The organism is Alishewanella longhuensis, assembly GCF_014653435.1.
GTDB lineage: Bacteria > Pseudomonadota > Gammaproteobacteria > Enterobacterales > Alteromonadaceae > Alishewanella > Alishewanella longhuensis.
Genome location: NZ_BNAO01000001.1, coordinates 803,669 through 819,142, shown reverse-complemented (window position 1 = coordinate 819,142; position 15,474 = coordinate 803,669). Strand labels below are relative to the sequence as shown.

Annotated in this window: 12 protein-coding genes and 1 pseudogene; 7 read left to right on the top strand and 6 right to left on the bottom strand. The window is 48.1% G+C overall.

Annotated elements, in window-relative coordinates; translation table 11 throughout:
- The first annotated feature begins 124 nt into the window (after nucleotides 1–124).
- A complete protein-coding gene (locus IE163_RS03440) occupies nucleotides 125–2,146 on the top strand; it encodes a methyl-accepting chemotaxis protein (protein WP_189430194.1) in 2,022 nt (673 codons plus the stop codon).
- Here IE163_RS03440 and IE163_RS03435 read toward each other — a convergent pair.
- Genes IE163_RS03435 through IE163_RS03420 form a run of 4 tightly spaced genes read right to left on the bottom strand, consistent with a single transcriptional unit; the run spans nucleotide 2,136 to nucleotide 5,257 of the window.
- Nucleotides 2,136–2,978 (bottom strand): NAD(P)H-binding protein, encoded by an 843-nt coding sequence (locus IE163_RS03435; RefSeq protein WP_189430192.1) that lies wholly within the window; start codon nucleotides 2,976–2,978, stop codon nucleotides 2,136–2,138. The genes IE163_RS03440 and IE163_RS03435 overlap by 11 nt on opposite strands.
- 1 nt (nucleotide 2,979) lies before the next feature.
- On the bottom strand, nucleotides 2,980–3,885 hold the full coding sequence (locus IE163_RS03430) for a bifunctional GNAT family N-acetyltransferase/hotdog fold thioesterase (RefSeq protein WP_189430189.1): 906 nt from the start codon (nucleotides 3,883–3,885) through the stop codon (nucleotides 2,980–2,982).
- The gene (dtd, locus tag IE163_RS03425) at nucleotides 3,885–4,325 is read right to left on the bottom strand and encodes a D-aminoacyl-tRNA deacylase (protein WP_189430187.1); all 441 of its coding nucleotides are present in this window, start codon (nucleotides 4,323–4,325) and stop codon (nucleotides 3,885–3,887) included. Before dtd ends, IE163_RS03430 begins: the two co-directional genes overlap by 1 nt.
- Complete coding sequence (locus IE163_RS03420) at nucleotides 4,322–5,257, bottom strand: virulence factor BrkB family protein (protein ID WP_189430185.1); 936 nt, start codon at nucleotides 5,255–5,257, stop codon at nucleotides 4,322–4,324. The genes dtd and IE163_RS03420 overlap by 4 nt, the downstream gene beginning before the upstream one ends.
- 316 nt (nucleotides 5,258–5,573) lie before the next feature.
- On the opposite strand from IE163_RS03420, the gene IE163_RS03415 reads away from it, so the two are divergent.
- The 4 genes and pseudogenes from IE163_RS03415 (at nucleotide 5,574) to IE163_RS03400 (ending at nucleotide 11,647) form a co-directional block, all read left to right on the top strand.
- On the top strand, nucleotides 5,574–7,628 hold the full coding sequence (locus IE163_RS03415) for an alpha/beta hydrolase family protein (RefSeq protein WP_189430183.1): 2,055 nt from the start codon (nucleotides 5,574–5,576) through the stop codon (nucleotides 7,626–7,628).
- Between the two features lie 165 nt (nucleotides 7,629–7,793).
- On the top strand, nucleotides 7,794–8,489 hold the full coding sequence (locus tag IE163_RS03410; protein ID WP_189430180.1) for a pirin family protein: 696 nt from the start codon (nucleotides 7,794–7,796) through the stop codon (nucleotides 8,487–8,489).
- A 160-nt stretch (nucleotides 8,490–8,649) separates the two neighbouring features.
- A pseudogene (locus IE163_RS03405) lies at nucleotides 8,650–10,501 on the top strand (TonB-dependent siderophore receptor).
- A 3-nt stretch (nucleotides 10,502–10,504) separates the two neighbouring features.
- Nucleotides 10,505–11,647, top strand: a complete 1,143-nt coding sequence (locus IE163_RS03400) for an acetyltransferase domain-containing protein (protein WP_189430178.1) — start codon at nucleotides 10,505–10,507, stop codon at nucleotides 11,645–11,647.
- A gap of 55 nt (nucleotides 11,648–11,702) precedes the next feature.
- Here IE163_RS03400 and IE163_RS03395 read toward each other — a convergent pair whose 3' ends face one another.
- Entirely contained in the window at nucleotides 11,703–12,365 is a 663-nt protein-coding gene (locus IE163_RS03395) for a PilZ domain-containing protein (protein WP_189430174.1), read from the bottom strand.
- Between the two features lie 236 nt (nucleotides 12,366–12,601).
- Here IE163_RS03395 and IE163_RS03390 point away from each other — a divergent pair, with 236 nt between their 5' ends.
- Both IE163_RS03390 and IE163_RS03385 read left to right on the top strand, forming a co-directional pair.
- Nucleotides 12,602–13,051: a DoxX family protein gene (locus tag IE163_RS03390; RefSeq protein ID WP_189430165.1), complete on the top strand. Its 450-nt coding sequence runs from the start codon at nucleotides 12,602–12,604 to the stop codon at nucleotides 13,049–13,051.
- 70 nt (nucleotides 13,052–13,121) lie between these two features.
- A complete protein-coding gene (locus IE163_RS03385) occupies nucleotides 13,122–14,006 on the top strand; it encodes a LysR family transcriptional regulator (RefSeq protein ID WP_189430163.1) in 885 nt (294 codons plus the stop codon).
- A gap of 22 nt (nucleotides 14,007–14,028) precedes the next feature.
- Here the strand turns inward: IE163_RS03385 and IE163_RS03380 are convergent, their stop codons facing one another.
- Complete coding sequence (locus tag IE163_RS03380; protein WP_189430161.1) at nucleotides 14,029–15,435, bottom strand: aminotransferase-like domain-containing protein; 1,407 nt, start codon at nucleotides 15,433–15,435, stop codon at nucleotides 14,029–14,031.
- Nucleotides 15,436–15,474: the final 39 nt, after the last annotated feature.

Below are 15,474 nucleotides of genomic sequence, written 5' to 3'. Positions count from 1 at the left end.
CGGGTATTTTTTATGCAACGCCAAAACTGGCTAGACCAGTAACCTAAAAACTGTTAACGTTCAGTTGGACGCAGATCCTTTAAAAATAACTATACTAAAAACTGGTCTGACAGGGGCTCAGCATATGAAGTTAACCGTTGCACATAAAGTCATTATTGGTTTTGGCTTTATTACGCTATTATTGCTTATCGCCAGTATCTCAGCGCTCAGCAGCTTTCGCAGCATTACCAATGCCAACACCCAGGTTAACGAGCTGGCGGTGCCGGCGCAGCAGCAAAGCAATCTGGCGCAAATTCAATTACTGCAATTAGCCCGTTTAACTGCCTCAGGTTTTACGGCCGAACAAAGCAGCGACATTACGCGCTACCAACAAAACTTCCAGCAACAACAACAGCAATTCGGCCAGTTAATCCAAGGTTTCCAACAATTAATTGCCAGTGGTACTCTGCAGCAAAGCCTGCAAACTGCTGCCGAACATGCCAACCGCTATATGCAGGCTACAGAGCAAATGTTTAGCGCCAGACTGCAAAGCCTAACGTATCAACAGCAGCTCAGCACTGAGCTGAGCAATATGGAAAGCCTGTTAGATGAAACCGGCGCAGCCTTAATTGAGCTGAGTGAGTTAGAGTTACCCCGCAATCAACAAACCGCAGAGATTATTGCCGGTACGGCTGCCAGGTTAGATGGGCAATTAGTTGGCTTGGTTAATACCTTGCGGGAAACCGCAAGTTACAATGATGTCGTCCAGTTTGAACGCAATAAAGACAACATTAGTTTTGCAGTAAGTGATATGCAGGTAAATGTTGATTACCTGGCACAGCTGGCACAGGGCATTAATACGCAGGATTTATGGCAGAGCTTTGACGAGCAATGGCAGCAGCTCACCGAACGTTTGGAGAGCGAAGAAAACTTAGTCGCATTAAAGCAGCAGCAACTGGCAGAACTACAACGCGCCCGTAATGAACTCAATACCGCTGAGCAGCAAGTCGAACTAGCTTTGCAGCAGCTTGGTCAGGTGGTTAGTGCCGCCGATCAACAATTTAATAGCTTACAGCAGCAAGCTTCTAGCGCCCTTAGCGCTGGCAGCACGCGCACCTGGTTTATTATGGTGATCTTAGTGGTACTGGCAGCCGCTACCGCCTACTTTACCATTAACGCTATGTTAAAACCGCTGGCAGGTATTAACCATATTTTAGGTTATATCGCCAAGGGCGACTTAACCCGTAAACTGGAAATCAAACAACAAGACGAGTTTGGCGCCTTATCCGCTAAGGTGAATAGCCTAATCAATGCCCTGAGTGGTCTGTTAACTAATATCCAGCAAAATGCGGCAGCGTTAAGTAGTACCTCGGGCCGTTCTACCCAGGCGGTCAGTGAAATTAATCAATCGCTACATTTACAACAAGAACAAATTAGCAGTGTCGATCAGATTACCGAGCAGTTAGCGCAAAACACCCAAGCCGTTGCGTCGCAGGCAGCAGAAGCCGGTCATGCCATGCAACAAGCCATGCAACAAAGTGAGCAAATCAGCCAATTAGCGGCAGATAACAATGGCCGCATTACTAAACTGGCGCAGCAACTGGTCAGCACCAGCAGTTTAATGAGTAAGGTGAATGACGAATCGACCAATATTGGCGGTATTCTCACTACTATTAGTGCCATTGCCGAACAAACCAATTTGCTGGCTTTAAACGCCGCTATTGAAGCAGCACGTGCCGGTGAACAAGGCCGCGGTTTTGCCGTAGTAGCAGATGAAGTGCGCTCGCTGGCCGGCCGTACTCAACAAGCGACCAGTGAAATACAGCAGATGATTGAGCGTCTGCAGCAGCAAAGCAAGCAAGCCGTGAGCGCAGTGTTAGCCGGTAAAACCGATGCCGAGGGTTGCGTACTGACTATGACCGAATTAGTGCAGGCGTTAACTCAGGTGACCCAAGCAATTTCCGCTACCTTACATATTAGCACAGCAGTTAATCAGGCTAGCAGCAACCAGTTACAACTTGGTCAAGCCATTAACGATCGGATGCATCAGATGGTCGGCTTGGCGCAAGCCAGTGCTAATCAGGCAGAGCAAACACTGCAATACAGTGACGAGGTCGCCAAGCTCGCAGGGCAGCTGCAAACTGCCGCAGCGCAATTTAAGATTTAATCTCGCGGCTAGGGCACGCCTCAAGTGCTTGCCTGGCATCAGCAAACTGATAGCGAAAGCCGGTATCGCGGCATAAGGCATTTGCTAGCACCTGTCGGGCAGGGTCTGGTGCTTCAGCCGTAAAGCTAACCGGCGGTGAAGTGCCAAGCTGAGCACAAGCCGCCTGATAAAAATCTTGTTTTGTTACCCACTCAGGTGAGCTGAGATTATAGCAGTGGCTGGGAAGCGGCCAATTGCCAATAATGGCCAGCAGGGCCTTTGCCACATCAGCGCTGTGCACCATATTCACCGGATATGCGCCACCGCTAAGTGTTTTGCCTTGCACAAAACGCCCAGGATGACGCCCTGGCCCCATTAAACCCGACAAGCGCAGAGTTAACCAGGGGCCACTAGCACGCAGCAGTTGCTCGCCGGCGGCCAACAACGCCACTCTGGGATGCTCCTGTTTAAGCACCGCAGTTTCATCTACCTCACCCGCCAGTCCCTGATAAACCCCTGTAGAACTAATATGGATACCACCTTTGATGCCCGCTTGCTGGCAAAGTAACGCTAGCGTCTTTAATACTGGCAGATAATCTGTTGTCGAGCCGCCAGTGCGACCACCAGGCGGAATAGTACAAATTACCCAAGCATCATGAAACAGTGTCTGCAATTCTGCTGATATCTCAGCATTAACTAGCGGTAATGCCACGCCATAAATAGGTTTAGCTAAGCTTTGTACCGCGTCTGCGCTGCGTCTGCTACCGAAAACCTGCAGGCCCGCCGCCGCAAGTTTAGGGGCAACTTGCTGCCCTAACCAGCCACAGCCAACAATAATCACCTTATTTGCCATCTCATTGCTCCGGCAATACCGCATAACGGCCATTAAATTCAGCACAAAGCTCACCATCAGCATGCAGTTCAACCCTGATCTGCTGTTGCACTTTACGTCCTTTGCTCAGAGCAGTTAAATCACCTTTCGCCTCAGCTAAACGGCAAATAGCCTGGGGTGCAGTTTTTATCGGTTTAAAATAACGCATATTAGCCTCAGCTAACACCTGAGCGCCGCTAAGGCCCAGACTTTGCAGTTGCAAATACAACAAGCCCCAGCCCGTTAAGGTCGCCAGTGTATAGATGCTGCCGGCAAACATGGTGTGATGCAGATTGATATTTGGGGCTAGCGGCGCGCTGCATTGCAGTTGGTAACCATCAAAGTTATCAATATTTAGCTGCATATAAGCACTTAGCGGAATAGTATCGTGCCAGGTCTGTTGTAAAGTCTGGCACCAGGCGGTCCAGTCTGCAATATTGCCGGCCAGCACCAGCGTTTTTTGCATACGATGATGCTGGATCCCAAATTGCGTTGCTGCAGAACCTATTACCTGATAGCCTTGCTTCAAATAAAATTTAAGCGCGGTGTCTCGGGCGTTTAGTAATACAGCTTGTAGTCCAAGCGCTATAGCCTGCTGCTCTAAACCTTGCAATATCATGCCGCCAGCACCTTGTCCTTGCCAGGCATCCGCCACGGCCATATAGCGCACTTGTGCAGTATATGCATCTAACTGATGCAAGCGACCAACGGCAGCGATATCGCCATTTTCAGCCACTAACATTAAATGTACGCTTTGCGCTTCTAATTCATCCTGCTCTGAACCCAAGGGTTGTTGCCAGGGCGCACGTAACACCTGCCAGCGTAACTGATAATAAGCCTGCCACTCCGCAGCAGTTTGCGGACACCTCAACTGTAAACCTTTACTCATCAACGACTCTCCAGCAAAAAAGTGACAGGTCCATCATTGGTTAGGCTCACTTGCATATCAGCAGCAAAACGCCCGGTTGCGACCACTAGCCCCAAGGCACGACAATGCTGACAAAACTGCAAATAGTATTCTTCTGCTAACACGGGTGCGGCGGCGGGGGTGAAACTAGGACGTAAACCCGAGCGGGTATCCGCCGCTAGGGTAAATTGCGATACCACCAGTAAACTGCCACCGGCTTGCTGCACATTTAAATTCATTTTGCCATTTTCATCACTAAAAACGCGGTAACGCACCACTTTCTCAGCTAGTTTTTGCAGATCAGCCAAAGTATCACCGGCCTCTACCCCCAAAAAAACCAATAAACCACGCTCAATAGCGCCAATAGTGTTGCCTGCTACCGCAACCCTAGCCTGACTTACCCGTTGTATTAACGCTTTCATTTGTGGTTACTACCTACATCGCTTTGCTCGTTATCTGGGCCCGACGGCGCTTGTTCCAGCACTGCAGCCGGTACTGGGCATATTTCATCTTCACGGCATTGGCCGTTTTCCCGTTGTTGCAATAAGGCTGTCAGCTCCGCTCCTAACAACACCACCATCCAGGATAAGTGCACCCAAACAAACAAAATGGGTAATAAAGCCAGGGCGCCATAGATGGTTTGATAGGTAGGAAAATGCGTGACATAGAGCGCAAAACCGCGTTTAGACAGCTCAAATAAAATAGTAGCAAGTAAGGCCCCCCACAACGCGTGTTTGAGTCTTACCTTGATATTAGGCACCACCAGATACAAGATAAAAAATGCCGCTAATGACATCAAATACGGCACTACGCTTAACACTAAGGTAGAAAAACCCGGCGTGTAATCGTCTGCGAAAGCGCTAAGTCTGACCAGATAAGAAGTTACACCAATGGATAGGCCGAATAAAATTGGGCCTAAGGTTAAAATCATCCAATAAATCGAAAACGAAATAATTAAGCGCGGCCGGCTGGTTACACGCCAAATCTTATTTAACGTTTTATCGATATTATGAATAAGCAGCAGCGCAACAAAGAGCAGCGCCAAAATACCGATGGCAGTCATACCACCGGTGTTACCAATAAACTTGGTCAGATAAGTTTGGATCTCTTCGCCTCGAGAAGGGATCACGTTGGCATAAATAAAGGCTTCCAGATTGCTTTGAAACTCGGCAAACATGGGAAAAGCACTAAGCATAGAAAACATTACGGTGACTAAAGGTACCAGCGATAACAGCGAAATATAAGTCAGGTAGCCGCCAACCATCGAAATCTGATCTTGCTGGCAACGTTGCCAATAGGCTTGAATAAAGTCCCGGCTGTGCTGCCAGTAGTTTCGCCATGCTAGAGGTTGCATCTGTACTCCTGTACTATTTTGCAATTCGCCTATGGTTCGGCACTTGATTTTGCTGTAACTGCGCGGCTTTAGTAAGTCGCAGCTCGTTATCGTTAACTGCTTTACCGTTACTTGGTTATCATATTTAACGTGAAAAACACTAGCGCAGAATACCGCAAAAGGCCTATTCAAACCAGCGCTTGCTGCCCGGTGACATTGCGATAAACCTGAACATTCCAGCGTTTAACTCACTCGAATTTATGTTGTCCAGCCGCTATGCTTCTAATTTGAGATTAACACGCAATACAACGTGTTAGCGGTTGGTCATGGAGATCTAATGAAAAAACCACTTTCTGTTATAAATGTTTATTTTATCAGTGTGCTGTTACTACTCTCACTGCAGCTCGCAGCACGACCACTGACTTTGCAAGAAACGGTCACTCTGCAACAAGTTAATCAACTGGCGATAAGCCAGGATGGCAAACTTACTGCCTTTACCCGGGTGGTACCCCGCCAACCTTATACTGAGGATGATGGTACCAGCTATATCGAGCTGTACTTATTAAACGCTAATGGTCAGGAGCAACGTTTTGTCACTGGCAAGCAGCGGGTAGCACAGGTGCAGTTTGCTCATCAGGATCGCTTTTTATACTTTTTAAGCAAACGTGATGCGGATAAATTTACCAGCCTGTATCGTATCGCGATCAGTGGTGGCGAAGCGATCAAAGTTTATGAACACAACACTGATATACAATCTTACGCGATAAGTGACGATGGTCAGTTACTCGCTTTTCGTGCCCGGCCGGCCAAGAGCAGCAGCGAAACCCAATTAGAGAAAAAAGGCTTCCGTGCTGAAATCTTTGAAGAAAACCTTACTTCAACTCAATTGCTCATGCTGTCGTTAACTGAGCAAGGTGCTAAAGCACAGCTGTTAGCGGTTAACCAGCATATTTTATCACTGCAATTTCAGCCTGCTAGTCAGAATATCCTGGTGCGGGCAGCGCCGACGCCGTTGGTCGATGATGATCTGATGCGCAGTCAATATCAATTATTAAGTCATAACGGCGAGTTACTGCAAGCATTTAACACCGAAGGTAAACTGGATCAGGCCGAATTTTCACCCGATGGTAAACAGCTGGCTTTTATTGGTGCTCAGGACAAGCATGATCCCTCTGCCGGTTTACTTTATTTGGCCGAGGTAAATACTGGTCAGATCCGGGAGTTACTGCCTAACTATGCCGGCCATGTGCAAAGTATTAGCTGGCGTTCTAATACTGAGCTGCTTTATGTTGGCCACCAGGGGGTTGAAGCGGAAATCGGCAGTATTGCCATCCGTAGCGGCAAAGTCAGCCAACTGGTAAAACCTGGCAATGGCATTATTAGCCGTATTGTCTGGCCAGCAAACCAGAGCGAAGGTCGGGTGCTTTTAAATAAGGCCGAGCATCCAGCAGAAGTTTATACCCTAACCCAACGTGGCCGCTTGAGCCGGCTCACCGACTCTAACCCGTTATTAAAAGACATTACTCAGCCGCGGCAGGAGCTGTTTCGCCATCAAGCGCGCGATGGCTTAGCGCTGGAAGGGGTGTTGGTATACCCACTTAATTATCAGCCAGGTCAGCGCTACCCGCTGATTATGGTCGTACATGGCGGCCCTGAGGCGCATATCTCTAATGGCTGGAACAACCGCTATGGCAGCCCGGTGAATTACGCGGCTGCACAAGGCTATATGGTGTTTTTCCCGAACTATCGTGGCAGTACTGGCAGAGGAGTAGACTTCTCTAAACTCGGGCAAAATGACTATGCCGGCAAAGAGTTTGATGACATTGTCGATGCCAAAAATGCCCTGGTTGCCGCCGGTTTAGTGGACGAGAAAAAAGTGGGCATTACTGGCGGGTCTTATGGCGGTTATGCTTCGGCCTGGGGCGCCACAGCGCAAACCGAACATTTCGCCGCCAGCGTAATGTTTGTGGGCATTAGCAATAATTTATCAAAATTTGGTACTACCGATATTGCCAATGAGATGCACCAGGTACACGCCCGCAGCTACCCGTGGGAAAAGTGGCAATGGTATCTGGAACGCAGCCCTATTTATTATGCTGAGCAGGCTCGTACCCCAATTCTCATTATGCATGGTAAAAACGACACCCGGGTACATCCCAGCCAGTCGATGGAGTTATACCGTTATCTTAAAACCTTAGGTAAGGTGCCAGTCAGGTTGGTGCTCTATCCAGGCGAAGGCCATGGCAATACCCGTTCTGCCTCGCAGCTGGATTATGCCATGCGTTTAATGCAATGGCTGGATCACTTTTTACTGCAAGGCGGCACTGAGTTACCACCAGCAGAGCTGCCGCATGCAGAACAACTGAAAACACCAGAAATAACCGCCGCCTGATAGCCCGCAGTTAAGACCAGCTACCCTGTGGCTGGTCTACTCCTGCGCACATCTCCGCAGAATTAATTCTTATAAAACGAACAAATCATATTATTTTATTCGATTTTATACCAAGTGCCATCACGTTAAAATGTTGCACAGATACCCAAACAACCGGAGGTTAAGATGTTTGAAATTATTCGTGCTAACGAGCGTGGCAGGGCACATTTTGGTTGGCTGAAAAGTCAGCATACGTTTTCCTTTGGTGATTACTACAATCCAAAGCAAATGGGGTTCTCAGCACTTAGGGTGATTAATGATGATCAGGTCGCTCCGGGAGCGGGCTTTAGTACCCATGGCCATCGCAATATGGAAATCATTAGCTATGTGCTTGAAGGAGAAATCGCCCATAAAGATTCAGCGGGGAACGAAGAAATACTGCCAGCCGGTGAGTTTCAGCTAATGAGCGCAGGTAAAGGTATTTATCATAGCGAATATAACGCCAGCAAAACGGCTGCTCTGAAATTTCTGCAAATATGGATTGAGCCGAATGTGCAAAACGGTGAACCTGGCTACCAGCAAAAAGATTTTGGCAATGCTCCTGGCCTTACCTGGGTGATTACCCCAGATGGCCGCGATGGCACCTTGCAAATTAAGCAGGAAGCCGCGCTGGCGCAGTTGCTGTTAAGCGAGCATGACAAGCTGGAACTGCCGGTTACTGCAGGTAAAGCCTATTACCTGCACCTGATTAGCGGCGAGCTAATGCTGGACGAGCAACAGCTTTATCCTGGTGATGGGGTAAAATTGGCAGCGATTGCCAGCCTTAAGGCTCATGCGACCAAAGGAGCGGTGAAGGCCTTATGGTTTGAACTCCCCGCTTAAGGCTCGCAGCCGTTAAGCGTTATCCCCTGCTTCTTGGAAGATGTGGGGTATCTTCCCAAAGAGACCCGTTTCTTTTATGGGGTCTCTTATTTTTGAAGCGCAATTATGATATGTTATAACAAATCTAAATTGTTATTACTTATCTTCCATTGAGGCTTCAATGTTTGTTCCAACGCGCTATTTTTTGTGGCCACTGGCTCTGGCAGCCAGTTTAACGACATTAGCCGTCATGGCTGAAAATACTGATTCCACTGCCAATATCGAGCATATCAGCGTTAACTATAAACAAGCTTATCGGGGGGATGTGCCGTTGCGCCTGCAGGCCCAGGCGGTAGAAAGTATTCATCTGGAAATGCTACGCGATAACGGCATCACCCGTTTTCAGGATGCCCTTGATCTGGCCGGTAGTATCGCCCGGCAAAATAATGGTGGCGGCCTCTGGGATAGTTTTTCTATTCGTGGTTTTCCGGGCAATGAGAACATGCCGTCTGGTTATCTGGTGAATGGTTTTAATGCTGGCCGTGGTTTTAGCGGCAACCGCGATCTGGTAAATGTTGAATATATTGAAATAATGAAAGGCCCCGGCTCCGCGTTATTTGGCCGCTCGGAACCCGGTGGCACCGTGAATATTATTACGAAAAAGTCGCAGCAACACACTGAAGGCTACCTACAGCTAGCTGCGGGTACTTATGATCAATACCGACTGGAAGGTGATTATACTACCAGGCTCACTGAACAACTGGCAGTAAGGTTTAATGGTGCTATTCAGGAATTTGCTAGCTTTCGCGATTTTGTGTTTACCGATAAAACGGTGTTTACTCCGTCAGTTCGTTATGTCCTGTCCGATAGCACAGCACTGCTGTACGAGTTTGAATACCTGAAACAACAGCAGTTATTTGACCGTGGCTATGTAGTACTGAACAACGATTTAAAAACCTTACCGCGCTCACGCTATTTAGGAGAGCCAAGCGATGGTGCAACTCGGGTGGATGCCACCGGCCATCAACTGACGTTAGAGTCGGCACTGGAGAATGGCTGGTCATTGTTGGCCGGGCTCAGTTATCGTGAGTCGTCATTAAAAGGGAATTCATCGGATGCCGAATTAGCCAACGCCCGCCAGACATTATTTACCGATGGCCGCACCCTTACCCGGCAGCGCCGCAATCGTGATTATCAAGCCGAAGATCTGTCGATACGGGGCGAGCTTAGCGGTAATGTGTCGCTATTTGGGCAAACTCATCATCTGCTGTTAGGGGCCGATGCCTACGAATATAGCCTGTACACCTTACTGGGCCGCTATCGCGGCCCTGCCGGCAGTTATAGCCTGGATATCTACCAGCCGGTTTATGGAGGCACCGCTCCTGCGCCAACTCCACTGTATATTAATGACGAAGAACAATGGGGTTTTGGTTTCTTTATTCAGGATCAAATTAAGCTGTCTGAGCGCTGGCAGCAGTCAGGGCACCCTAACCTTTTTTGATGCCAAGAAATCGAATATCCTGACCTCTGATCCGGTCAATGTCGGCTTTCAGGCCACACTGGGTCGGGCGCAAAGTCGTGGTATCGAATTTGAATTGCATCGGCATCTAACTGATTATTTATATTTTGATTTGTCCTACGCGGTGATGGACACCAAAACCGTCGGCGAGGTGATTAACGCAGAATGGGGCTCTTTGGTGCCCTCGGGTAGCCGACTGGTCAATGTACCCCGGCATCAGGCTACCGCCATCTTTACCACCGAAACCATGCTGGCGCGTAAAGCCAGTAAATTCGGCGTGAAAGCGCGTTATATTGGCAGCCGTTTGGGTGACTCGGTTGACCCCAGCTATCAGTTGCCGGCAGTAACACTGTTCTCGGTCTTTATGCATATTGATCTGAGCGATAAGCTGCAGGCGCAACTCAATATCGACAACATTTTTGATAAGTATTATGTGCACAATTCTTATAACCGGCTTTGGACAGTACCGGGCGAACCGGTTAGCGCCCGTGCTGCAATAAGGTACCAATTTTAAGTTATGGATAAAGCTATTACACAACGGATCCAGTCTATCGATATGCTGCGAGGGCTGGTGATCCTAATTATGCTGCTTGATCATGTGCGCGAGCGCTTTTTTCTACATATGCAGGTGAGCGATCCGATGGACGTTACCACTACAGATCCTGCACTGTTTTTTAGCCGTTTTGCCGCACACTTTTGCGCGCCGATTTTCGTTTTTTTAACGGGCCTCTCCGCCTGGCTGTATGCTCATCCCGCTAACGGTATACCACGTTCAGCCAGCCGTTTTTTAGTAAAGCGCGGGCTATTTTTAATTGCGCTGGAGTTTACACTCATCACCTTTTCCTGGATGGGTAGCTACCATACGGTTTGGCTGCAGGTGATCTGGGTAATAGGGCTTAGCATGCTGGCACTGGCAGCGTTATTGCATTTACCCAGGCGTTGGCAATTACTCGTGGGCTTGCTGTTGGTATTTGGCCACAATGCCCTCACGCCCATTAACTTTATGCCGGGCGAATGGGGTTATAGCCTCTGGACCATTTTGCATGATCGCAATATTTTGCTGCAAACCGACAGCCTGACCATAAAGATTAGCTATCCGGCCCTGCCATGGTTTGGCGTGATCTTACTTGGTTACTATGCCGGCCCGCTCTATGCCGCTAAACAAGCACCGCAGCTAAGAAAGCGGATTTTGTTAGTCTGCGGCAGCACTAGCCTGCTGTTACTGCTGCTTCTACGCGGCTTTAATATTTATGGCGAAACCCTGCCTTGGCAGCTACAGGATACCTTAGTACAAAGTGTGATGTCGTTTTTAAACTTCACTAAGTATCCACCATCACTGCATTTTTTACTTATTACCTTAAGCGATATGTGTTTTTTACTGTGCTGGATGGAGCGCTGGCAAAATGCCTTTAGCCGGATACTACTAATCTTTGGCTCAGTACCGATGTTCTTCTACATCCTGCACTTATATGCCTTATTGCTGCTCTATAGCATAGCAATAAGGCTATTTGGTGCTAATCAGGGTGCTTTGTATGGGGTAGCAAACATCAGCAGCATCTGGCTGATTAGTTTGCTGCTAGCCGCGTTGTTGTATTGGCCAACACGCTGGTTTAGCCGCTACAAACATAGCCAGAAAAAGCCCTGGCTTAGTTATCTCTGATCAACAAAGAGCTGCCGCGGCCCCGAGCCAGGCAGCTCTGCAACGCAGCGATATTTTAACTATTTAACTGCATCAGAGTAGAAAACATCTCTAACGAAATAGCCTGCTCAAACTGCAGCCCCAGCCTTAGCTGACCATCTGGTCGGGTACTACGTTTTACCATGGCATTGACAGCAGATAACGGGGCAGGTAATTCAAGAGTAAGCAATTCCCCGCGCCCTATCATCGGATCGGCAGCGCTAATTTTCACTAAACAACCATTTAATGATAAATCTTGCAACTCCGCGATAAAAGTTCCACTTTCCAACTGCTGTACTTTAATCGGTATTTTTACAGGATTTCGCTGATCCGATCTTAAAGAAATATACTGAGCAATCTCTGGATAACGAACAACTAGCAGGCGAAACGGATGTGTCGTGGAGTGTAATATTTCAGATTTAAAAGCATAAACACGTCCCAACTCCGCTTCTACAACGAAGCGGCAAATTAAACCGGTCTTATGGGTCAGCATGTTATTCGGTAAGGCCGGTTCATTTGGGCTTATTCGCAGAATTAGGTATTGATGCTTTTCATAACCTACCATTTCTGCTCTGAGTCGGATACCGGAGTTAATTAACAATTGTACTTCCAATCGTAATTTTAAATCGAAGGTTTGCCAAAAAGCTGAGTCTGTCTCTAAGTTTTTTAAAGTAATGATACCTTTTGTTTCTAACTTCATCAGCGACATTCCAAGCTTAATAACCCCTCTTTATATATGTTAACAGTGAAAATTAACATTGGCTATTGTACTGCAGTATTAGCATCCACACTTAAATTCTAATTATTAGAACAAATTAGACAAATATATCCAATTTTAAAAAACAAAAAGCCGAGCTATAGTATCTCTATCGACAACATAGGGCTGTCGGTAAACGGCAGTAACCAGTTTAATTAATACCTTAGAGGATAATAGAGATGGCAAACGCAAAACAATTATTAACACGTATTACGACTACATCAGCGGGCTGGGGTGCACTGGCATTACGAGTACCAATCGGCATCATCTTTGCTGCGCATGGCGCACAAAAACTGTTTGGCTGGTTCGGCGGTTATGGCTTACAGGGCACTGGCGCCTGGATGGAAAGCATCGGCCTGGCACCAGGCGTACTAATGGCGTTTTTAGCCGGTTCAGCTGAATTCTTTGGTGGTTTGGCGTTGGTGTTGGGCTTACTTACCCGCCCGGCAGCTGCCGCACTGGCCTTTGCTATGCTGATTGCCATTTTTAGTGTGCATTTTCAAAATGGTCTTTTTATGAGTAACAATGGCTATGAATTTGGTTTAGCCTTACTGGCTGCCAGTGTATCTCTGCTGTTTACTGGAGCAGGCAAAGTATCGGTCGATGCACTACTAAGCCGTAAAGCCTAAGGTTGTATTAAAAATCAGCTTAACCTGGCAACCTGATGTTGCCAGGTTTTATTATTTTTAAGGAGCTGTTATGGCACGTTCAACACTCGAACAATGGCGTATGTTTAAAGCCGTGGCCGATCACGGTGGTTTTCATCAGGCTGCCGAAGTCGTGTATAAAAGCCAGTCTAGCGTGCATCATGCCGTGCATAAGCTGGAGGAAATGCTTGGTGTTACCCTGCTACAGGTAGAGGGCCGTAAAACCCAACTTACCGCAGCCGGCGAGCAACTGCTTAGGCGTATTAATTTTTTACTGGCCGAAGCGGATCGCATGGAAAATGTGGCGCTTAATTTGAAAGCCGGAGTCGAGTCACAACTGGCAATTGCGATAGATGAAGCCTTTCCCCGAGATATGCTCTATCAAACCTTAGCGGCGGTTTCGGCAGAATATCCGCTGATCCGTATCGAACTGTTAGAGACCATTTTATCTGGCGCTAACGAGTTATTAAGTCAGGGCAAAGCCGAAATTGCCATTTCACCTTTTACTTTGCCAGACAACCTTAGCGAAGACATTTGCCAGATAGAATTTGTGGCAGTGGCGGGCGCTCAACATCCGCTGAGTCAACCCAGACGCGAACTGGAATTGGAAGAATTAAAACACTGCCGGCAAATTGTGCTACGCGATTCCGCTCAGCAACAAAAGAAAGATGTTGGCTGGCTGGGTTCAGAGCAGCGTTGGACGGTAAGTCATATTGCAACCTCAGTGGAGTTACTGCGCAAAAACCTGGGATTTGCCTGGCTGCCGCGCCATGCTGTGCAGCCTTATCTGGATAATGGCGAGCTGTTGCCACTGCTATTACCCAGAGGCGCCAGCCGCACTTACACCTTTTATCTGAATTTTAATGATGCTGATACCTTAGGGCCAGTAGCCCGCAGCTTTTTGGGACATTTACGCTATCTGAGTAATGAGCTTTAATTAACAGACACTTTTATCATTGCTACGCGCTTTTAGCGCTAAACAACTGCGCCAGCGTTTGCAGTGCCGCTAACCTGTTACCGAGCATCGGATTAGCAAAACTTAAACGCAAGCAATGCTGAAACTGGCCACTACTGGAAAACAACGCACCGGGAGTAAGCACTATCCCCTGCTGCAAACACTGGCTATAGGCCGCAGTGCAATTTACCGTTTCAGGCAACACTAACCACAAGGCTAAACCGCCCTGTGGTATTGTGTAATTTGCCTCAGGCCAATAGCGCTGTAACGCTTGTAACACCTGATCACGCTGGTGCTGCAACTGTATACGGTAATGCTGCAAATGCCTTTTATAGTGCCCCTGCGCCAGAAACAACGCTAATGCTTGCTGCACACTTTGGCTGCCGGCCAGTTGGCTAACTAACTTTAAACGGGCTACTTGCTGCTGCCAGCGCCCGGCGGCAATCCAGCCGATACGAAGATCTCGTGACAAGGATTTAGAAAACGAGCTGCATAAGATCACGCGTTGCTCAGTATCCAGGCTTTTTAGGGGGGCTGGTCGTTGATAAAAGCCCAGATCGCCATAAATATCGTCTTCAATAATGGCAAAGTCGTAAACACTGGCCAAAACCAATAGTTGCTGCTGCCTGGTTTCTACCATACAAGCCCCTGTTGGCGTAGCGTAAGCGGGTGTAACCACACAGGCTTTAATCGGCCAGCTAGCCAATGCGTGCTGCAACGCTGTTATATCCATGCCGTCGTGATCAGTAGGTATTTCCAGTACCTGCAATTGCAATTGTTGCAATAATTGCAGCACACCATAAAATGCCGGATGCTCAACCGCGACGATATCCCCTGGCCGACATACGGCCTGCAAGGCCAGAAATAGCGCATGCTGACACCCGGCAGTAACGCACAGTTCATTATTGTCGAGCCGCAAACCGCACTGCCGATAATGCAAAGCAAGTTGCTCCCTTAACGCAGTCAACCCTAAAGGTTCATCGTAATGTAGCGCATAACGCGTACCCTGCTCACGTAAGGTTCTGCTTAGCAAGCGGTGTAATAAGGTCAAATGCGGTAACTTAACCACTGGGCCTTGTGGTTGAATATCAAAGGCGGCACTGCGATTCATAATATCGAAAAACAATTCTGGCACCGTTACTGGGGCCGGACGCCCCAGCTCTGGCAGTGCACTTGCCGTTACCATCGCAACCTGTGGTGAGCGAACATAGTAACCCGAGCGTGCCCTGGCTTCGAGTAAACCCTGCGCCTCTAACTGATGTAATGCATGTTGCACCGTAGCCAGCGACGACTGATACTGCTGGCATAAAGCCCGAATGGATGGTAAGCGCTCACCTGCCTGCCAGTAGCCTGCTGTTAGCAAATGCTGTAGTTGTTGCGCAAGTTGCTGGTAGCGAAAATTACCTGCCATAACGCTCTCCAAAACGGCAAATCTGTATCTATTCTAATT